The sequence below is a fragment of the Nocardia sp. NPDC050378 genome (assembly GCF_040655675.1).
Classification (GTDB): Bacteria; Actinomycetota; Actinomycetes; order Mycobacteriales; family Mycobacteriaceae; genus Nocardia; species Nocardia coubleae.
Map to the genome: position 1 here is coordinate 303,166 of NZ_JBFAKI010000003.1, position 20,820 is coordinate 323,985.

At 69.5% G+C, this 20,820-nt stretch carries 10 protein-coding genes; 7 read left to right on the plus strand and 3 right to left on the minus strand.

The genetic code is table 11. The features are described from left to right. Nucleotides 1-2 precede the first annotated feature (2 nt). Nucleotides 3-1,331, minus strand: coding sequence for a hypothetical protein (locus AB0I35_RS09055; RefSeq protein WP_357395258.1), 1,329 nt, complete (start codon nt 1,329-1,331; stop codon nt 3-5). A gap of 125 nt (nt 1,332-1,456) precedes the next feature. Next, nucleotides 1,457-2,164, minus strand: coding sequence for a siderophore-interacting protein (locus tag AB0I35_RS09060; RefSeq protein WP_357395259.1), 708 nt, complete (start codon nt 2,162-2,164; stop codon nt 1,457-1,459). Nucleotides 2,165-2,269: 105 nt separating this feature from the next. On the opposite strand from AB0I35_RS09060, the gene AB0I35_RS09065 reads away from it, so the two are divergent. Beyond that, nucleotides 2,270-3,544 carry a SidA/IucD/PvdA family monooxygenase gene (locus AB0I35_RS09065; protein ID WP_357395470.1) on the plus strand — a complete coding sequence of 425 codons (1,275 nt, stop codon included), beginning with the start codon at nt 2,270-2,272 and terminating at the stop codon, nt 3,542-3,544. 174 nt (nt 3,545-3,718) lie between these two features. On the opposite strand, the gene AB0I35_RS09070 is transcribed toward AB0I35_RS09065, so the two are convergent. Then, nucleotides 3,719-4,402, minus strand: coding sequence for a GNAT family N-acetyltransferase (locus tag AB0I35_RS09070; protein WP_357395261.1), 684 nt, complete (start codon nt 4,400-4,402; stop codon nt 3,719-3,721). A 233-nt stretch (nt 4,403-4,635) separates the two neighbouring features. Here AB0I35_RS09070 and AB0I35_RS09075 point away from each other — a divergent pair, with 233 nt between their 5' ends. The 6 genes from AB0I35_RS09075 (at nt 4,636) to AB0I35_RS09100 (ending at nt 20,634) form a co-directional block, all read left to right on the plus strand. Beyond that, nucleotides 4,636-5,388, plus strand: a complete 753-nt coding sequence (locus tag AB0I35_RS09075; protein ID WP_357395262.1) for an alpha/beta fold hydrolase — start codon at nt 4,636-4,638, stop codon at nt 5,386-5,388. Beyond that, nucleotides 5,385-6,698 carry a polyketide synthase gene (locus AB0I35_RS09080; protein ID WP_357395263.1) on the plus strand — a complete coding sequence of 438 codons (1,314 nt, stop codon included), beginning with the start codon at nt 5,385-5,387 and terminating at the stop codon, nt 6,696-6,698. The genes AB0I35_RS09075 and AB0I35_RS09080 overlap by 4 nt, the downstream gene beginning before the upstream one ends. Next, complete coding sequence (gene nbtC / locus AB0I35_RS09085; protein WP_357395264.1) at nt 6,691-9,978, plus strand: nocobactin polyketide synthase NbtC; 3,288 nt, start codon at nt 6,691-6,693, stop codon at nt 9,976-9,978. The genes AB0I35_RS09080 and nbtC overlap by 8 nt, the downstream gene beginning before the upstream one ends. A 13-nt stretch (nt 9,979-9,991) precedes the next feature. After that, entirely contained in the window at nt 9,992-15,247 is a 5,256-nt protein-coding gene (locus AB0I35_RS09090; protein ID WP_357395265.1) for an amino acid adenylation domain-containing protein, read from the plus strand. Nucleotides 15,248-15,403: 156 nt separating this feature from the next. After that, nucleotides 15,404-20,053, plus strand: coding sequence for an amino acid adenylation domain-containing protein (locus tag AB0I35_RS09095; protein WP_357395266.1), 4,650 nt, complete (start codon nt 15,404-15,406; stop codon nt 20,051-20,053). A gap of 248 nt (nt 20,054-20,301) precedes the next feature. Continuing rightward, complete coding sequence (locus tag AB0I35_RS09100) at nt 20,302-20,634, plus strand: VOC family protein (protein ID WP_357395267.1); 333 nt, start codon at nt 20,302-20,304, stop codon at nt 20,632-20,634. Nucleotides 20,635-20,820: the final 186 nt, after the last annotated feature.

Sequence of the window (20,820 nt, forward strand, 5' to 3'; positions counted from 1 at the left end):
GGCTACCGCGCGGTGACACCCGGATGGCGCGCGGCCACCTGGGCGATCTCGGCGTGGCTGCCGAGCAGGAACGGCGTGAGGATGTCGTTGCAGAGGCGCTGGGTGTCGGTGGGTCCGCGCGACCCACCGACGAACAGCGATGCCACGAAACGCACCGGGGCGGAGACGAAGTGCGGTGCGTCGGTGAAACTGATGTGGTCGGCCTCGCCGATCTCGTAGCGGAACGAGGGTGCGCGCAGCCGTCGCAGCAGGTCGGCATTGCCGTCGAGGTAGCGGTCCGAGTGGCCGGTGATCTCGCGGTCGCTTTCCAGAATCAGCACCGGTCGGTCGATCGTGCGCTGGGGCAGGTCGTCGTAGGGGGTGCCGTCGAGATTGGCGGCGGCGGTGAGTCTTCGGTCCTCGGCGAGGGCGGACAAGGCCGCCGCGCCGCCGAAGGAGTGGCCGATGGCGGTGATGCGGGTCGGGTCGAGCCGGTCGGTGAGTGGGCCGAGGTCGGTGCCCCCGCTGATCTGGTCGAGGACGAACCGCAGGTCGGCCGTGCGGATCTCCTGACGTTCCGCCATGAAGCGCGGATCGTCGACGGGCATGGTCTCCACGGTGTGGGCGATGGTGCCGTCGGCGAGCTTTGTGACGGCCGCCTCGTAAGGGTGGTCCACGGCGACGACGATGAAACCCCGGCTGGCGAGGTCGGCGAGCAGCCCGGAGTAGAAGGCCCGAGGCGCGCCGTAACCGGGGGAGAACAGCACGACCGGCCAGCGCTGCTGTGCCTGCGACACCGGAACCTCGGCGTAGGCGTGGGTATCGATGCGGTCGTAGGCGCCCATGATCAGGCTCGGAACCATGGCGACCTGCGGCGGTAGATGGTCCTGGCCGTCGAGGTAGACCCAGCGCCGCCCGGAGGCGGACTCGGCCGGATACCACGCCTGCACAACCACATTGCGACGGTCGTCGGCATCGGTGCGTGGCTCGGGTCGCGCCTGGTCCACCCAGCGGAAGATCTCCGAACCGACGGCGTAGGGCCCGGTCGGTTCCGGCAGTTCGGGCACCGGCGGCACCAGCCACACCATCGCCGAGACCGCGGCGAGCACTCCGATGCCGATGCGTCCCAGCTTTTCCCGGCCGCTGGTCGCGACGAACACGAGCATCGCGACGAGCAGCAGGTACAGCGGCCACCACTGCCGATAGGGCTCGAGCAGCCACAGCACGGCGTGGCCGGTGATCAGCACCGGCACGGCGACAACGCCCACTCGCCTGCCGCGTCGCGGCGAGACGACCAGCAGGATCGCCACGGCCACGGGCGCGGCCAGCATCACGGCATCGATCACGGACACGGCGGCGCTCGTTTCGATCGGGCCGGGGCCACAATTCCCCGGCGTGCTCGAACCAGCGTGCCGCACGAGAACGTGCGACCGCATCAGCCGACGGGCGCACGCTCCTCATCCCGCAGGATGATCTCCTACTTCCAGTAGGCCTGGTACTTGATGGCGGTCTTGGGCAGCGCGTGCTGGCCCTTGAGCGTCTTCACGATCGAACGGGTGGTGTGCCCGTCGCAGGCCACCCACGCGAAAGCATCGGCGGGGCAGGTCATCTCGGTGGCGGCCTCGCGCAGCAGGCGACCGTCGTCGATGCGCTGCACCCAGGTGACCGTGTGGTGCGGCTTGTTGTGCACGGGGATCGTCTGATCGGATTCGTACTGCCATTCCAGCCACACTCGCGCGGGGGTGTCGCCGATGGCGTCCAGTAGCGAGTTGATAGCCGGAAGCGAGGCGGTGTCGCCGAAGACGACATACTCGCTGGGGGTCTGCTCGGGCAGCTGGAAGTCGGAGCCGAGGACGCTGGCGTCGAGCGGGTCGCCGGGCTTGGCGCGGCGCGCCCAATTGGCGGCGGGTCCGTCGTGCAGCGCGAAGTCGATGCAGACGGTGTCCTCGGCCGGGTTCTGGTTCACCAGGGTGTAGCCGCGGTGGTGCAGTTTGTCACTGTGCTCGTCGGGAATCCACAGGCGGATCCACTGCGTGGGGTGCACCGGGTTGTCGGCCAGCAGCCCGCCCGCGGTGAAACTGATCCGCACGAATTTGTCCGTGATCTGCTCGTTGGCAGTCACCGTGAGGCGGTAGTCCGAGCCACCCCAAGCCTTGACCATCAGGCCGTTGAATCCCTTACCCATGGACGTTAGGTTAGCCTAACGACACTTACTTGTCTGCCCCCGGTAGATAAATAAGGTAAGCCTATGCAACCATGGGCCGTGCTTGAGAGAGTGGAGAACGAACCGGTGCAAACCCTGCTGGTGGTCGGTGCGGGGCCGAAAGCCCTTGCGGTAGCGGCTAAATCGCATGTCCTGCGCTCACTCGGCCTGCCCGCGCCGCGCGTGGTCGTCGTCGAGGCGCACGCGGTGGGTGGCAACTGGTTGCCCACGGGTGGCTGGACCGACGGGCAGCACCGGCTCGGCACCAGCCCCGAGAAGGACATCGGGTTCCCCTACCACTCCACCTGGGCCCGCGGTCGCAATCGCGAGATCGATCGGGCCATGTCGGCATACAGCTGGACCTCGTTCCTCATCGAGCACGGCACCTACGCCGAGTGGATCGACCGTGGCAGGCCGAGCCCGCAGCACCACGTGTGGGCGAAATACCTGCAGTGGGTGGCCAAGTCCATCGACCTCGAGCTGGTGATCGGACGCGTCGAGCAGATCCGCCACGACGACCGCTGGCAGGTCCGCGTCGTCGACGCCGACGGCGCGGCCACCGAGCTGAGCGCCGACGGCCTGATGATCACCGGCCCCGGCCGCAGCAGCCGCGCGCTGGCCGAGCACCCGCGCGTGCTGAGCATCGCGAAGTTCTGGGATCTGGCGGGCAAGCGCAGTCTGCCCGCCGCCTCGCGGGCCGCGGTGATCGGCGGCGGCGAGACCGCGGGCTCGGCACTCGACGAACTCGTGCGCCACGAGATGCTCACCATCTCGGTGATCTCGCCCATGGCGACCATCTACACCCGTGGCGAAAGCTATTTCGAGAACTCGCTGTTCAGCGACCCGGTGAAGTGGAACGCGCTGAGCATCCAGGAGCGTCGCGACGTGATCCGGCGCACCGATCGCGGTGTGTTCTCGGTGCGCGTGCAGGAAAGCCTGCTCGGCGACAGTCGGGTTCACCATCTGCAGGGCAGGGTCACCAAGGTGGTGCCGGCCGGTGATTCGCTCGCGCTCACGCTGACCAACGAGTTGCGTGCCGATCAGGTGCACAACTTCGACCTCGTCGTCGACGCGACCGGTGGCCAGCCGCTGTGGTTCCTGGAGATGTTCGATCAGCAGACCGCCGATCAGCTGGAACTGGCGGTGGGCGGTCCGCTCACGCAGAACCGCATCGAATCGTCGATCGGCTACGACCTGGCCGTCAACGGGCTGGCGAGCAAGCTGTATCTGCCGAACATGGCCGCCATGGCGCAGGGCCCCGGCTTCCCGAACCTCAGTTGCCTGGGTGAGCTGTCCGACCGAGTGCTGCGCACGGTCCCGGCGCGCAGCCACGTTTCCGTAGCGCAAGCAGTCTCACGCTGACCCGTGCGGTGAGTCGCTCGCCCGCCTCCCCGCGAAATCGGGCCGGACTCAGGTGCGGGGGGACCTGCGTCGGCGGCCAGGCCAGGTAATGGATCACGGCAGCCCGTTCCCGGCGAGTTACCCATGTTCTCGCGAAACAAGTGGGTAACTCGCCGCTCGGGCGTCCACGAGCAATCAGTAGGGGACCGGGAGATCTGCGGGGGTGCGCGGGACCGTGTAGAGGAAGATGCGGCGGTCCGGGCGGACGTCGAACTCGCCGATGCTCTGCCAGCCCGACTTCTCGAGGCTGCGCCGGATCGGCTCGTTGCGATGATCGGGATCGCCCATCATGCGCCGGCAGTCGGGATTGGCCGCGAACACGGCGGCGGGCAGGATCGAGATCCAGGCCGACATGATGCCCTTGCCGATCACGGCGGTCTCGGCGGTGGCGATGTGGAAGGCGATGTCACCGGCGTCGGCGTGGTAGAGCTTGCCGATCTCGTCCTTGGCGGCGCGGTAGAACTCGATGTAGGCGACATCGACCACGCCTTTCTCCGGCTGACCGATCACCGCGAAGTCGAGGCTGAGAATGCAGGGGCGTGAATAGGTTCCGGCCAGCTGGGTGCGGAAATTCTCGCGACGGCGCTGCGCGTCCCAGTCCTGTTCCCAGGACTCGAGCAGGTGCGGGCGGGCCATCCACTCTTCGAGCATGTCGGGGTCGGTACCGTCGGGATCGGCCATCCGCAGAGAGAAGGGCGCCTCGAACACCGGCAGGTTCGGCGCGGGGGCGGCGGCTACGTCGGCGGGCAGGTCTGTCTGCTCGCGGGGTAGCGCGGTGGGGGTCCCGGCGGGGTTCATCTGCTGGGTGCTCCATTCCATCGTTACCTTGGTCACCTCGATTGGTAAGGCTAGCCTATACTAATGGGTTGATGCTACTGTTGCCCGACCGATCGCCCGGTGGTTGCCGGAGCGCGCCCGGAGCTGGTTCGGGCTCGGCGGCAACAACATTCGCCCCGGTCCCGGACGACTGCGCCGGGTAGGCCCGTGTCCGGGCCCGGCGAGAGATAGTGCGAAACGGCCGCAGCTGGACGCGGTCGGTGAGGGAGAGCGACATGGCAAGAGAACTCGGCTGGATCAGGCAATTCCAGGCCCCCCGGACCGACTCCCTACCGCCACTGATCGTCTTCCCGCACGCGGGCGCGGGCGCATCGGCCTACCGGGTGTTCGCCAAGCGTATGGCGCAGGACTTCGACACCGTGATCGTGCAATACCCCGGCCGCCAGGACCGCCTGCGCGAACCGGCCGCCGAGACACTGCCCGAACTGGCCCGCGGCGCCTTCGAGGCCTTCCGCGACTCCGCACGCAACACCGGCGCCCCGATCACCGTGTTCGGCCACAGCATGGGTTCCATCGTGGCCTTCGAATTCACCCGGCTCGCCGAGGCCGCCGGGTTGTCCGTGCGTTTGCTGGTGGTTTCCGCGGCCGCCGCACCGCAGCGGATCGCCGAGCTACCTGGTCATCCGACCGAGGACGAGGAATTGCTCGACCACATGGCCGCCCTCAACGGAACCGGCGCCGATGTGATGGCCAGTCGCGAGGTGATGCGCATGGCGCTGCCCGTGCTCAAGGCCGACTACCGCGCTTTCGACGCCTACTCCTGCGATGCCGGCGTGCGCGTCGCCGCACCCGTGCTCGTGCTCGGCGGTGACGACGACCCCTTCGTCGGCCCGCGCGACCTCTACGGCTGGGACCAGGCCACCTCGGGCGAGGTGGAGGTGAACCTCTTCGCGGGCGGGCACTTCTACGTCGACGAGAACATCGACGGCATCGCCGAGGTGCTGGCCGGACAGGCGCTGACCCGATGAGCGTGGATCCCGTCGTCATCGTCGGTATGGGCGTCGAGGCCCCCGGTGGCATCGAAACCCTGCCGGACTTCTGGTCCGCGCTCGCGGGCGGCCGGGAACTGATCGGCCCGTTCCCGCGCGACCGTGACTGGCCACTGGCCGAACTGTTCGCCCTCGGCAGGCTCGACGGTTGGGCGCCGGTTCGAGACGCCGGTGGATTCCTGGACGGTGCGACGGAATTCGACGCGCAGTTCTTCGGCATCACCCCGCGTGAGGCGGTCGCGATGGACCCGCAGCAGCGGGTGGCCATGCGGGTGGCGTGGCGCGCGCTCGAGCACGCGGGCATCAATCCCGGTGCGCTCGACGGTGATCCGGCCGGTGTCTTCATGGGTGTGTCGATCACCGAATACGGTCCGCGCGCGGCGGGTGTCAACGAGTACAGCGGATACCGGGGCACCGGCACCGCGCTCGGTGCGGTCGCCGGGCGGATCTCGCACGGGCTCGGCCTGGTCGGTCCGTCGATCAGCGTGGACACCGCGTGCGCGTCGTCGCTCACCGCCGTGCATCAGGCCGCGTCGGCGATCCGGGCGGGGGAGTGCGACTGGGCGCTGGCGGGCGGGGTGTGCGTGATGGGTACGCCCGGCGCGTTCTACGAGTTCTCCAAGAACAACGCGCTGGCCACCGACGGACACTGCCGTTCCTATGCCGCCGACCCGACCGGCACCCTGTGGGGTGAGGGCGCGGGCGTGATCGTGCTGGAACGAGAGTCGCGCGCGAAAGCGCTCGGCCATCGGATCTACGGGCAGCTGCTCGGTTCCCGGGTGAACCACAACGGCGCCGGTGCGCCGATCGCCGTACCGAGCGCGGACGCACAGCGGCGACTGATCGAGGCGACCGTGGCCGCCGCGGGGGTGAGCGTCGACGATATCGGCCTGATCGAAGGCCACGGCACCGGAACGGCCGTCGGCGATCCGCTCGAATTGACCGCGCTCGCAGCCACTTACGGCAACCCCGATCGCTCCGATGCGCCGTTGCTCGGCTCGGTGAAGTCGAATGCCGGTCACGCGCAGGCGGCCTCGGGCATGCTCGGGCTCATCAAGGTGCTGCTGTGCGGCGAGCACGGCACCATCGCGCCGAGCCTGTGGGCGGATCGGCCGACCACCGATATCGACTGGAGCGCGACCACTTTGCGTTTGGCGGCCGAGGCGACCGAGTGGAAGCCGCGCCCCGACGGGCTGCGCTACGCCGCGGTGTCGTCGTTCGGTGTCGCGGGAACCAACGCGCACGCCATTGTCGGCCTGCCGGTGCTGGAGGAAACCAATCATGGCTGAGTACCGTCTGCCCGACGGCAGCGTTCCCGTTCTGCTGTCCTCCGACAGTGCCGACGGGCTGCGCGCCGAGGCCGCCGCCCTGCGCGACTACGTCGACGCGCACCCCGCGGTGACACCGGAACGGCTGGCCGACATGCTGTTCCGCACCCGGATGCCGCGCCGTCGGCGGGCGCTGATCCTGGCCCGGCCCACTGCCGTCGGCGGCGCGGGCGACCAGGGTGCCGGGCCCGGAAACGGTGCTGAGTCGTCGAGTGAGCTGCGTGCCGCGCTGAATGCGATCGCGACCGGCGTCGAGCACGACACCGTTGTTGTCGGTGACGTCCCCGCGAGCTCTCGCCGCATCGGTTTCGTCTTTCCCGGTCAGGGCAGCCAGCGACCCGGCATGGGTGCGCTGTTCTACGCGCGATCGCAGGCCTACCGCACCGTCGTCGACGAGTGCGCCGCCATCCACCTCGAACGGTTCGGTCACTCCCAGCCGCTGCGCTATCTGCTCGGCGACGAGGGACAGTACGAGGACACGGTGTGGGAAGTGCAGCCCGCCCTGATGTTCCACATGACCGGCCTGGCCGCGCTGTGGCGGGCCGCGGGCGTGGCACCGCAGGCGACGATCGGGCACAGCCAGGGCGAGCTCGCGGCCGGTGCGGTGTCGGGTGTGATGACCCTGCGCGACGCGGTCCTCGCCGTCACCCACCGCGCCCGCCTGGTCGAGCGCATCTCCCCGCGCGGCTACTCGATGGCCGTGCTCGGCATGGACCGCGAGTCCTGCGAGGCGTTGCTGGCCAGGCATTCGGGCTGGGCCGAGCTGTCGGTGGTCAACTCGCCGCACATCCTTGCCATCTCCGGTGACCGCGAGACCATCGTCGACCTGGTCGCCACCGCGACCGAGCGTGGGCAGTTCGCCCGCGAGATTCGCGTGGCCTACCCCGCGCACACCTCCATCGTGGCCGAACTGCGCGCCGATTTCGTGGACATGCTCGGCGACGAGATGAGTGGCACGCACTTCACCGAATCCGGGATCGATTGTTACGGAGCGACTCTCGGCGCGAAGATCGGCTCGGATCTGAGCCACCAGGACTACTGGTACTGGAACCTGCGCAACCGGGTGCGTTTCGACAAGGCCGTGATCGCGGCGGGCAGCGACGGCGTGGACCTGCTGATCGAGGTCGCCGAACACCCCGTGTTGCAGCTGGCCCTCCAGGAGAACCTCGGCCTCGTGCCGTCGCGTCCAGGTCTGCCGCAGCGCGACTTCCGTGTCCTCGGAACGTCGCTGCGCACCGCCGAGGGGCTCTCGGAGTTCACCCGCAACCTCGCCCAGGTCGCGGTGCTCGATGCCGGGTACCGCTGGGACGCGCTGCGGGTGGACGACACCGTCACGTTGCCGCTGCGCGATTTCCCGCACACCGTCACTGCGCCGAAGCGGCTCTGGGCCGCCCCCGACGAGTCGGCAACCCCGCCCGAACTCGTGGCCACCACGCCGAAACCTCAACGGCTGGTCGAACAATGGACCCCGCTTCAGCGCCGCGCGCTGACCGCCCCGCGCAGCCTGCTCGTCGTGGACCACACAGGTGAGTGTGCGGCTCTGGCCGTCGCCCTGGTGAACGCCGCGGACCGTCACGGTGCCGAGGCTCGTGTGCTCGGCCCGGCCGAACTGAAACCGGCTGTCGGCGCGGGCGCCGAGGCGAACGATCGAGGATCCGCCGCCGATGCGATGAGCTCCGCCGCACCCGGCGGAGAGCATGCCGTGCCCGGCGCCGCGCGCGGCCTGCCCGACTCGGTGCGTATGCAGCGGTTCGATTCCGTCGTTGTCCTGCTGCCACCTTCGGTGTCCGACGACACCGCGACGGCTGTCGCCGCCCTGATCTCCTTTTACGCCGAAGGAGGCTGGACCCCAGCGCTTTCCGTGCTGCGTCCGGGCGGGGAGTGTTGGTTGCTGACCGTCGGTGGCGAGGCTGTGCACGAGAGCGATCCGATTCCCGGTCTGTTCCAGGCCGGCGTCGCGGCCGGGTTCCGCAGCGTCGGGATCGAACATCCTGGCACCTTGTTCCGCCATCTCGACCTCGCCGCGAACGAGGATCCGATCGCGCAGGCGGCCCGGATCGTCGGCGCAGTGCATTCCAGCGGTGAGGCGGAGCTGGCGCTGCGCGCGGGCAAGCTCTTCGTCAAGCGATTGGTGGTCGACGAGACCGCCGAAACCGGTTCGCTCGCCGAGGGTCTCGATCACGTGGTGATCGTCGGTGGTACCGGTCAGCTCGGTCTCCGTTTCACCGATCACCTCGCGCGCACGGGCACCGGCCGCGTCACCCTGCTCAGCCGCAGTGGCGAAACCCCGGGGCTGGCAACGGAACTGGCGCGTCTGCGTGGCCTCGGCGCCACCGAGATCGTCGTGCGGTCCTGCGATGTGAGCGATCCGGAATCGGCGAAGGCCTTCGCTGCCGAGATCGTCGATCGCCCGGCCGATCTGGTGATCCACGCCGCCGTGAACTACGTCGACGCCGAACTCGACCAGGTCAGCGCCGAGGCCGTCCACACCGCCGCCCGCGCCAAGCTGCACGGCCTCGACACCCTGATCGACACCGTGCCGCTGACCACCGACTGCCGTGTCCTGCTGTGCTCCTCGATGGCCGCGACCATCGGCGGACGGGGCCAGATCCTGTACGCGGTCACCAACCGCATGCTCGATGTCGCCGCTCGCGGGCTGCGCGCCCGTGGCATCGCCGCGGCCAGCCTGCAGTGGGGGCTGTGGAGCGTGGCGGGTCCGCTCGACGACGCCGGGTTCGCCCGCGTGGAAGAGGCAGGCGTGTTCCCGATGGTTCCCGCCGACGCCGTCGAGGCGGGCTTCGCCGCGCCGGTGCGCGACGGCATGATCATCGCCGCCGACTGGGACTTCCTGCGCGAGGTGCTCGGCGCTTTCGGTCAAGACAGTGTCCTCACCGGTCTCGCCTCGAGAACCCCCGATTCTGTTGCCACCCGATCTGTTTCGGTCACCGCAGTGCCGGATGTGGTGGACGAGGCGGCGCAGACGCCGGTACAGCCCGACAGCTCTCCGCTCGACTTACGCGTGCGCAGCGAACTGCTGAAGGTGATCGGAGGCGACAGCGCCGAATCCATCGACGCGACCATGCCGTTGGTCGCGCTCGGCCTGGACTCGCTGCAGGCCTTGGACTTCCGCAAGCGCGTGAAGGCGGAGCTGGACCGGGATCTGCCGGTCGCGGCGATTCTCGGCGGCGCGTCGCTCGACGACGTCGTGCAGCTGATGGCACAGAACACCAACCAGGGCTAGGGGCCGAAAGAACATGTCAGACACCGAAGCCACCCTGTCCGTCGCGGAACGCCGCAAGCAGCTGTTACAGCAGAAGCTGCGCGAGCGCGGCATGGCCACGTCCACCGCGCCCGTCGCCGTGCCGCGCATCGCGGCGGGGGAGCGCCGCCCGCTCACGCCGGGCCAACGCCGCATGTGGTTCCTGCAGACCCGCGACCCGCAGGACACGGCCCTCAACATCTGCGTGGCCTACCGTCTCACCGGCCCGCTCGACGCCGAGCGCCTGCACACCGCGTTCGACGCCGTCGTGGCCCGCCACGACATCCTGCGCACCACCTACGGTGTGGACGCCGAGGGCGAACCGTTCCAGGTGTTCACCACCGACGCCCGCGCCGAGTGGACCACCCACGACCTGACCGACCTCGCCGAATCCGGCCGTGACCTGCGGGTGGAGGTGCTGGCGCGGCGCGAGTTCAGCCGCCCCTTCGCCCTCGGCACCGAGCTGCCGTTGCGCGCCACCCTGATCCGCACCGGCGCCGACCAGCACGTGGTGCTGTTCACCATCCACCACATCTGCTGGGACGACGACTCCTGGGCGGTGTTCTTCACCGAGCTCAATGCCGCCTACCGCACCGTCGCGGGAGCCCGGTCGGCCGCAGGCGCAGCGGGTTCCACACCTGCGCTCGGGCAGGCTGCGACCTCGGCCGATGACACTGTGCAATTCGCCGCCATCGCGCCGACGGCCGAACCCGCCGAGACCGATGTCGCCTACTGGCGTGACGCCCTGCGCCCGCTCCCCGAACCCCTCGAACTCCCCGGCTCCGCCGCCGCGAACGCGAGCAGGCGGGCCGAGCGCCGCACCCACCGCCTCGCGGCCGATCTCGTCACCCGCACCGAACAGTTCGCGCGCGAACACGCCGCGACCCCGTTCATGGTGCTGCTGGCCGGTTTCGACGCCCTCGTGCACCGCTACACCGCCGCCGACGACTTCCTCGTCTCCATTCCCGTCACCGACCGCCCGGCGGGCACCGAGCAGCTCATCGGCTACTTCGGCAACACCCTGCTGCTGCGCGCGGGCATCGGTACCGGCGACGACTTCACCACCCTCGTCGCGGCCGTCCGCGAAACCTGCACCGGTGCGTTCGCCCGGCGCGGCGTCGGTATCGATCGGGTCGTGCGCGAAACCAACCCGGACCGCGTCGCGGGGCGGGACGGCCTCGACCAGCTGGTTCGCCTCGGCTTCAGCGTGCGCAAGAGCGCCGACGGTTTCGCTGTCGACGGCGTCACCTCCACCCTGCTCGAACTCGGCGCCGTGAGCGCGCAGGTGCCGCTGGCCTTCGCCGTGGTGCTCGACGCCGACGGCACCGCCGTCGTCGAGGCCGAATACCAGACCGATGTGCTCTCCGACGCTCTCGTCGACCAGCTGCTCGGTCACTTCGGTGTGCTCCTCGACAACGCGCTGCGCGAACCGTCGCGCAGGCTGCGTGATCTCGAGCTGCTCGCCGCCGACGAACGCAGCGCCCTGCTCGAGCGCTCCCACGGCCTGCTCGTCGACCAGCCGCCGACCACCCTCGTCGCGCTGTTCGAAGCGGCCGCCGCCGCGTCGCCCGATGCGCCCGCCCTGCTCGCCGATACCGCCGAACTCACCTACGCCGAACTGCACACCCGCGCGAATCGCCTGGCGCACTGGCTGATCGGTCAGGGCATCGGCACCGAGGACATCGTCGGCCTTCGCCTTGGCACCTCGGTGGAGTTCATCGTCGCCGTGCTCGCCGTGCTGAAGGCCGGTGGTGCGTACCTGCCGATCGATCCGGCCTACCCGGAAGACCGCATCGAATACCTCGTCGAGGACGCGAACCCCCGATTGCTGCTCGGCGCGGTCGAATTGGCCGCCGCCGAGGAGACGGCGGCCGGACTGCCCGGCTCGGCGCCGACCGATGCCGACCGGTTGCGCCCGCTGCGCCCGGCCAACCTCGCCTACGTCATCTACACCTCCGGCTCCACCGGCAAGCCCAAGGGCGTTCCGGTGCCGCACAACGCGATCGCCGAACACATCGTGTGCTTCTCCGCCGAGTGGGACATGACGCCCGCCGACCGGATGATGCAGTCGTCGTCGGTGAGTTTCGACGCCTCGCTCGCCGACATCGCCATCCCGCTGTCGGTCGGTGCGCAGATCGTGGTGCCGAAACCCAAGCCGTTCCGCGACATCCGCTACGTCGCCGACCTCATCACGCGGCGTCAGGTGACCGTGCTGCACATGGTCCCGTCGATGCTGAGTACCTTCCTGCTGCTGCCCGAGGTGAGCGAATGGCGTTCGCTGCGTCAGGTTCCCGTGGGCGGCGAGGCGCTGCCCGGCGAGGTGGCCGACCGCTTCGCCAACACCCTGGAAGCCGAACTGCGCAACCACTACGGGCCAACCGAGGCCGTGGTCTGCTCGACCTACATGCCGGTGCACGGGCCGCAAGGCGCAGGCGTGGTGCCGATCGGCGTGCCCAACCGCAATGTCTACACCTACGTGCTCGACGAGGCGCTGCACTTGGTGCCCGACGGTGTGGTCGGTGAGCTCTACCTCGGCGGCGACCAGCTCGCCCGCGGTTACCTCGACCGCCCCGCGCTGAGCGCGCAGCGTTTCGTCGCCGATCCGTTCGCCCCCGGTGCCCGGCTGTATCGGTCCGGTGACCTGGTGCGCCGCAACAGCTTCGGTGAACTCGAGTTCGTCGGCCGCGCCGACGAGCAGGTGAAGGTGCGTGGTTTCCGCATCGAGCTCGGTGAGGTGGAAGCCGCCATCGCCGCGCACCCGTCGGTCGCCCAGTGCGTGGTCGTCGTCACCGAGGACCCGGCCATCGGCGCCATGCTCGCCGCCTATGTGGTGCCCGCCGAGGGGTTCATCGACCTCGAGCAGATCCAGGCGTTCGCCGCGGCCGGTCTGCCGGATTTCATGGTGCCCAGCGCGTTCGCGGTGATCCCGGAGGTCCCGCTGACGGTCAACGGCAAGCTCGACAAGCGCGCCCTGCCCGCCGCCACCCCGGCCGCCGCCCGCACCCACCGGGCGCCCGCCACGGCCACCGAACGCAAGATGTGCGCGCTGTTCGGCGCCCTGTTCAACCTCGACAATGTCAGCGCCGACGACTCGTTCTTCGAGCTCGGCGGTCACTCGCTGCTCGCCGCCCGCCTGGTCGCCCAGGTCCGCGCGGAATTCGGCATCGAACTCGACGTCCGCGTCATCTTCGACAGCCCGACACCCGCCGCGCTCGCCGCGAACCTGGTCGCCCGCTTCCTCGCCGAGTTCGACATGGATCTCGACGCGGTCGACTCCGACTTCGACGAGGCAGCCGACCCGGCCACCACCGACCCGGCAATCGAGGCCGACGCGACGGCACGTGCTGGGGCGGCGACTGCTTCAGGCGCAGGGACCGGCACGATGGCGGTGCCTGCTTCGGCCGCGGGGACTGGCGCGGCTGCCGTGATCGCTGCCGACGGCCCGTCCCGGGTCGCCGATTCGCGATTCGCCTCGCCGCGCACCACCCGCCCGGCGATCGGCGGACGCCCGCGCGGCGAACGCATCCCGCTGTCGTACTCGCAGCTGGCGATGTGGTTCCAGTACCGCATGGAAGGTGCCGGTTCGGTCGGCAACCTCCCGCTGGCGATGCGCTTCGACGGCCCGCTCGATATCGCCGCACTGCGCGCCGCGCTCGGTGATGTCGTGGCCCGTCACGAATCCCTGCGCAGCACGTTCCCCGAGCACGAGGGTGTGCCCTACCAGGTGATCCACCCTGCGGGCGAGGTGGCGCTGCCGGTGCGCGAGGTCGCCGCCGATCGGCTCTCGGCGGAGCTGGCCGAGATCGCGCGCTACGCCTTCACCCTCGACGGTGAACCGCTGCTGCGCGCCGAACTCCTCGTCATCGACGCGAACACCCACGTGCTGTCGCTGCTGGTGCACCACATCGTCGCCGACCACGCCTCCTTCGGTGTACTGCTCGACGATCTGACCACCGCCTACCGCGCACGCAGCGAGCAGGGCACGGCCCCCGCGTGGGAGCCGCTGCCCATCCAGTTCGCCGACTACGCCCTGTGGCAGCGCGAGCTGTTCGACCAGACGTCACCGAGCGAGTTCGCGCAGGCCCAGATCGACTACTGGCGCAGCGCGCTGGCCGGGGTCCCCGACGAGACCTCGGTGGCCCACGACCGCCCGCGTCCGCCGGTGCTCGGCAAGCGCGGCGAAGTCGTCACCTTCGAATTGCCCGCGAGCGTCCGTTCGGGCCTCGAGTCCCTGGCCAAGCGCAGTGGCGCAACCGAATTCATGGTGTGCGAGGCCGCGGTCGCGACCCTGCTGCACACGCTCGGCGGCGGCACCGACATCACCCTCGGCACGCCCGTCGCGGCCCGCACCGATCCGGCCACCACGAACCTGATCGGCCTGTTCGCCAATATGGTCGTGCTCCGCAACGACCTGTCGGGCGCAACCACCTTGCGCGACACCGTGATCCGCGCCCGCGATGTGGTGCTGGACGCCAACGCGCACCAGGAACTGCCGATCGAGCGCCTCGTCGAGGCCCTCAACCCGCGCCGTTCCCGGTCGCGGAACCCGCTGTTCCAGAGCATGATCCACTTCCGTGGCGCGGACTGGGCACCGACCACCCTGCCGTTCGCGTCTTCAGGGGAAAGCACTGTCACCGTGCTGCCCGCCGACTTCGACGTCTCGTTCCTGGATCTGAACCTGAGCCTGAACGTGACCGCCGAGGGCGGCATGGACGTGCGCGTGGTCGTCAACGCCGACCTGTACGAACCGGCCACCGCCGCGCTCATCGCCGACGCCCTGGCCGCCACCCTGCGCGCCTTCGCCGACAACCCGGACCAGCCCATCGCCGACCTACGGGTACTGCCGCAGGCCGACCTCGACCGGCTGCTCGCCGTCCCCGTCCCGGTCACCGTGACGGCCGCTGCCGGAGGCACGGCCGATTCGGACACCGAGCGCACCCTGATCGCCCTGATCGAGGAGCTGCTGGAGATCGACGACGTCACCGGCGACGACAACTTCTTCGCCCTCGGCGGCGACAGCGTCATCTCCATCCAGTGGTCGGCCCGCGCGGCCGCCCAGGGGCTGCCGCTGACTCCGCAGATGGTGTTCGAATGCGCGACCATCACCGAACTGGCCGCCGCCGTCGACGCCGCTCCCCGCGAGGCGGAAACCGCAGAGCCCGAACAGGTCACGCACGCACCGATGAGCGCGTCCGGCCTCGACTCCGATGCCCTGTCGGCCCTCACCGCGGCGTGGTCCGCACAGGGATGAGCAACCCGACAGCTCCGCCGCACCTGCCGGCTCCCCGCCCGGCACGGTGCGGCGCCGCATGTCGACCCCAGGAAAGGACGCACCCGTGAGCGGTCAGCGCCCGAAAAAGGCAGCCCGCGTCACGCAGGGTGCCCGAGCACGCAGAAAGGTCACCGCATGAGTGCGCCGCAGATCGAAGACGTACTCGCGTTGAGCCCCCTGCAAGAGGGGTTGTTCTCCCTGTCGCGGATGGCCGGGGCCGAGATCGACCTCTACACGATGCAGTTCGTCGTTGACATCGACGGCCCGCTCGACGCCGCCCTGCTGCGTCGCAGTGCCCAAGCCATGCTCGACCGCCACCCGAACCTGCGCGCCGCGTTCTGGGACACCGACGTCCCCAAGCCGGTGCAGATCATTCCGTCCCACGCCGAGCTGCCGTGGGCCGAACGTGACGCGGCGACAACCGAATTCGACTCCATCGCCGAGTCGGAGCGGCGCGTCCCGTTCACACTGAGCCGTGGTCCGGCCCTGCGGATCCTGCTGCTGAACGTCACCGACGCGCCGCAGCCACGCAGGCGGATGATCCTCACCGCCCACCACATCCTGATGGACGGCTGGGCGGTCGCGGTGTTCTTCACCGAGCTGCTCGCCGTGTACCAGGCCGGCGGCAGCCTCGACGGGTTGCCCGCCCCGCGCCCGTACCGCGACTACATCGGCTGGCTCGGTGCCCAGGACCACGACGCCGCCGCGCGTCGCTGGGCCGAGTACCTGGGGCAGGTGAGTGCCCCGCTGGTGCTGGCCGACGGTACCGGTTCGCGCGATTCCTCGGTGCCCGAGACCACGCGACTTCGCTTGTCCACCGGCGAAACCGAAGCCTTGCAGCAGTGGGCGCGCGCCAACGGTATGACGCTCAATACCGCCGTGCAGTTCGCCTGGACGGTGCTGCTCGGCCGGATCACCGACCGCACGGATGTCGTCTACGGCACCACCATCAGCGGCCGCCCCGAAAAGCTGGCCGGTGTCGAGGGCATGGTCGGGCTGTTCATCAACACCGTCCCCGTCGTGCACCGGCTCGCGGCGACCGAACCGGTCGTCGCACAGTGCGCTCGGCTGCAACGTGATTCGTCGACCATGCGCGATATCGGCTACCTGAGCCTGTCGACCCTGCAGCGTGCGGCAGGCCACGGCGCCCTGTTCGACACCCTGTTCGTGTTCGAGAACGCCCCCATCGACGACGCGATCAAGACCGTCACCGCCGCCGACGGCGCCCAGTTCCGGCCCATCGAGATGGAAAGCCTCGCCCACTACCCGCTCACCGTGGTCTCGCACATGAGCGAAGGCGAACTGCTCGTCCTCGTCGAGGCGGTGCCAGCCCTGCTCGGCCACCTCGACCCCGCCGACCTCGGCGCCCGCCTGGTCACCATCCTGCGCACCCTGCCCACCCTCGACGCCGAGGCGACCCTCGACGCCATCGACCTGCTCACCCCCGCCGAGCATGCCGAACTGGCGGGCGCTGCCCAGGATCTCGCGTCCACGCCCGCCTACACGCCCTGGGAGCTGTTCGAGCAGCAGGCCGCCGCGACGCCGGATGCCACGGCCCTCACCACCACTTCGGGTGAGCACTTCACCTACCGCGAGCTGCACGATCGCGCCTGCCGCCTGGGCGCCGAATTCGCCGCACACGGTGTCGGCCCGGAAACCGTTGTCGCCCTGATGCTCCCGCGCGGTACGGACGCGATCGTCACCATCCTCGCCACATTCGCCGCCGGTGCGTCCTATGTCCCGGTCGACATCACCCTGCCCGCCGGTCGCATCGAAGCCATTCTGCGCCAGTCGAACCCGGTGCTCGCCGTTGTTCTCGGCAAGGATCGTCACCTGCTCGACGAGGGTGCGCCGCAGGGCCCAACGTCGGCGAGCACAGGGGCGGGTTCCGGTTCCCGATCGGCCTCGCTCGATACCCCGACCGACGCGGAGTTGTCGGCTGCTGCCTCGGTCGGTCCGCGCGGTCTGTCCGTGCTCGCCCTGGATGACGCCGAGGTTGTCGACCGGATCGCGAACCGCCCCGCGCGAGCCCCCGCCGTCCGCCGCGAACCCGACCACGCCGCCTACATCATTTTCACCTCCGGCTCCACCGGCGAGCCCAAGGGTGTCGTCGGCACGAACGCCGCGCTGGCCGGGTACTTCGCCGACCATCTCGAGCGGTTCTACCGCCCGGCGATGGCGAAACTCGGCCGCCCGCTGCGCATCGCGCACGCCTGGTCCCTCGGGTTCGATGCCTCCTGGCAGCCGATGGTCGGCTTCTTCGCGGGCCAGGCCCTGCACCTCTTCGATGCCGACGAGATGCGCGACGCACACCGAATCGTCTCGGGCATGGCCGAATTCGACATCGACATGATCGACACGACCCCCTCGATGCTGGCCCAGCTGGCGGCGGCGGGCTTACTCGATCGTGAGCTGTCCGTCCTCGCGCTCGGTGGTGAGGCCATCGACACCGCCCTGTGGGCACGTTTGCGCGCGCTCCCGGGGACGGCTGTGTACAACTGCTACGGGCCGACCGAGACGACCGTCGAAGCCGTCGTCGCCCCGGTCGCCACCTCGGAAATCCCGACGATCGGCACCGCCAACGGCGGCATGGTCGGCTACGTCCTCGACTCACGGCTGTGCCCGGTTCCGCAGGGGATCGTCGGTGAGCTGTACCTGTCCGGCGTGCAGCTGGCCCGCGGTTACCTGGGCAAACCCGCCATCACCGCCGACCGGTTCGTCGCCGACCCGGCCCGCCCGGGGCAGCGCATGTACCGCACCGGTGACCTCGTCCGCCGGCTGCCGGGTGGTCGCTTCGGTTACCTCGGCCGTGCCGACGCGCAGGTGAAGGTGCGCGGATACCGCATCGAGGTCGGCGAGATCGAGACCGCGCTGCGCCGCTCGGCCGATATCGACACCGCCGCGGTCACCGTGGTCCGTCGTGCCGGTGGTGCGTCGCTGGTCGGTTTCGTCGTAGGCAAGGCCGGGCGTGCTGTCGTGGTGAGCCGGCTGCGCGCCGACCTCGCCCAGCGCCTGCCCGCGTACATGATCCCCGCGCGCATCGTCGTCCTCGACCGGTTGCCGGTGAACGTCAACGGCAAACTCGACGGGCACGCGCTGAACGAGCTCGCCGGACAAGCACTGTCGTCGGCCGACAGCAATGCCGCCGCCGAGACGCCGACCGAGATCGCGCTCAGCGAGGTCTTCGCCGAACTCTTCGACGGCCGTGCTCCCGGTATCGACGCCGACTTCTACGAACTCGGTGTCGACTCCATCGTCGCCATCTCCCTGGTGAACAAGGCCCGTCGCCGCGGCCTCGCGCTCAACCCGCGCATGGTCCTGGCCTGCCCGACCATCCGCGAACTCGCCGCCGCCGTCGACGACGCGCCCGCCGCCGCACAGGCAGGCGCCGACTCCTACGGTGTGGTTCCGCCGCTACCGGTGGTGTCGTGGATGTACGAGTACGGCAACTACCGCCGCTTCACCCAGACCGCCCTGCTCCGCCTGCCCGCCGGAATCGACCGCGCCGGATTGGAATCCACGCTGCAGGCTTTGCTCGACGCGCACGACACCTTGCGCGCCGTGCTCACCGATACCCCCGACGGGCCACGCCTGGTCACCCGTGCGCCGGGTGCCGTTTCCGCGAGCGATGTGGTGATCGAAGCGCCACGCGGGCTCGTCGGTGCCGAATTGGATTCGGCTGTCACCGAATTCGCGCGGATCGCCAACGATGCGATCGACCCGAGGTCGGGTGAGATGGTGCGCGCGGTGTGGTTCTCGGCCGCGGACGGCCCCGATGCTTCGGGCGACATCCTCCTGCTCGCCGTGCACCACCTGGCTGTCGATGTGGTGTCCTGGCACATCATGATCGACGGACTCGCCGCCGCCTGGCAGCAGATCCAGTCCGGCGTCACCCCGAAGATGCTGCCCGAGTTCACCTCCTATCGGCAGTGGTCCGAGGCGATGTGGCAGCGCGCCAGCACACCGGAAGTACTCGCCCAGCGCGACTATTGGGCCGCGCAGGTACGCGAAGCCGACGCGCCCCTCGGCACCCGGCATCCCGCACCCGCCTCCGACACCTGGTCGACCCTGCGCGTGCGTACGGTAGCCACACCCGTCGAGGTGACCGAACGCCTCCTGGCCCGCATCGGCAAGGACGAGGGCGTCCGCGAGTTCCTGCTCACCGCCCTCACCATGGCCATGGCATCGCTCCACGCCGACAACGGAAACGACCCGGCCGCAGGCGCGTTGATCGCGCTCGAAGGTCACGGCCGCGCCGACGCCGAACTCGGCACCGACACCGCCAACACCCTCGGCTGGTTCACCAGCGTGTTCCCCGTCCGCCTCGGCGTCGGAGAGCGGTGCGTGGATGTCGCACGGGCCCAAGCTGATCCGGGTTCGGCCCGGTCACTGCTCGACTCCGTCAACCGACACCTTCGTGAAATCCCCAACCAGGGACTCGATTACGGCCTGCTCCGCTACGTCGACCGGGTCCCCGAGCTCCGCAACGCCGCTGAACCGCAGGTGGAATTCAACTACCTCGGCCGAATCGACCTCAGCGGCAACGACAACAATCCATGGTCGCTGCTCGTCGGCGCCCACGACACCGCCCTCCCACTCGACCCCGAACCCGACCTCCCCCTGCGCTACGCGGTAGACGTCATCGCAGGAATCGGCACCGCCCCCGAAGGCCCCGCCCTGACAACCAACTTCCGCTGGAGCACGGCCCTGTTCACAGAAACACAAGCGAACCGCTTCGCCGAACTGTGGGCCCAGGCCGTCGAAACCCTGGCCGCCGCACTCTGAAAGTCGAACGCGGGCAACCTCGACCGCCCGCGTTCGATATGTCCTGCCCCGGTCGCTTCGCTGCTACCGGCCGGGCCGTTGAAGTCGGCGGACCAATTGCCACGGGAGGAACGTGGTGCGCGTAGTCGCGGGTGTGCTGGCTTTGCCCCCAGGGGGCAGTAGATCCGCGAATTCCGCGTTATGGCTGGTTACGCTGTTCTCGACCTTCTCCATTCGACGCAGTATCGCTGTTCTTCGAAAGGAAGCTCATGAGCACCGCTGTCGGCGCAGTCGTCATCCCCGTCTCAGACCTGGAAGCCGCCAAGAAGGTCTACACGGCGCTCTACGGCCCACCCCACACCGACCAGCCCTACTACGTCGGCTATTCGGTGAACGGCTTCGAAATCAGCCTCAACCCCCAGGGAGACCGCACCGCAGGCCCCGTCGCGATGACCGACGTCGACGACCTCGACGCCACCCGAACCGCGCTGCTCGCAGCAGGCGCCACCGAGAAATCCGGACCCCAGACCGTCGCCCCCGACACCCGGATCTGCACCCTCGCCGACCCCGACGGCAACCCCTTCGGCCTGCGCGGCAAATAGGTCACCGACGCGCTTCGATGCCGTCGAGCACCTGCTCGAGGCCGGCGTCGAGCAGCCAGGTCAGCCGATCGCCGACCGGTGTCTACGAACGCCTCCCGGCGCCGTTCGTCGGCCGCTGGCAATGCGTCCTCGTCCACCGGGTGCTCACAAAAAGTAGATAACGTGCCGTTCATCGGGAGACGACGT

What these genes read in the sequence shown, in the direction of transcription:
- AB0I35_RS09080 (WP_357395263.1), top strand. Translation starts at nt 5,385, where the DNA reads ATGAGCGTGGATCCCGTCGTCATCGTCGGTATGGGCGTCGAGGCCCCC.
- nbtC (WP_357395264.1), top strand. Translation starts at nt 6,691, where the DNA reads ATGGCTGAGTACCGTCTGCCCGACGGCAGCGTTCCCGTTCTGCTGTCC.
- AB0I35_RS09095 (WP_357395266.1), top strand. Translation starts at nt 15,404, where the DNA reads ATGAGTGCGCCGCAGATCGAAGACGTACTCGCGTTGAGCCCCCTGCAA.
- AB0I35_RS09070 (WP_357395261.1), bottom strand. Translation starts at nt 4,402, where the DNA reads ATGGAATGGAGCACCCAGCAGATGAACCCCGCCGGGACCCCCACCGCG.
- AB0I35_RS09090 (WP_357395265.1), top strand. Translation starts at nt 9,992, where the DNA reads ATGTCAGACACCGAAGCCACCCTGTCCGTCGCGGAACGCCGCAAGCAG.
- AB0I35_RS09060 (WP_357395259.1), bottom strand. Translation starts at nt 2,164, where the DNA reads ATGGGTAAGGGATTCAACGGCCTGATGGTCAAGGCTTGGGGTGGCTCG.
- AB0I35_RS09100 (WP_357395267.1), top strand. Translation starts at nt 20,302, where the DNA reads ATGAGCACCGCTGTCGGCGCAGTCGTCATCCCCGTCTCAGACCTGGAA.
- AB0I35_RS09075 (WP_357395262.1), top strand. Translation starts at nt 4,636, where the DNA reads ATGGCAAGAGAACTCGGCTGGATCAGGCAATTCCAGGCCCCCCGGACC.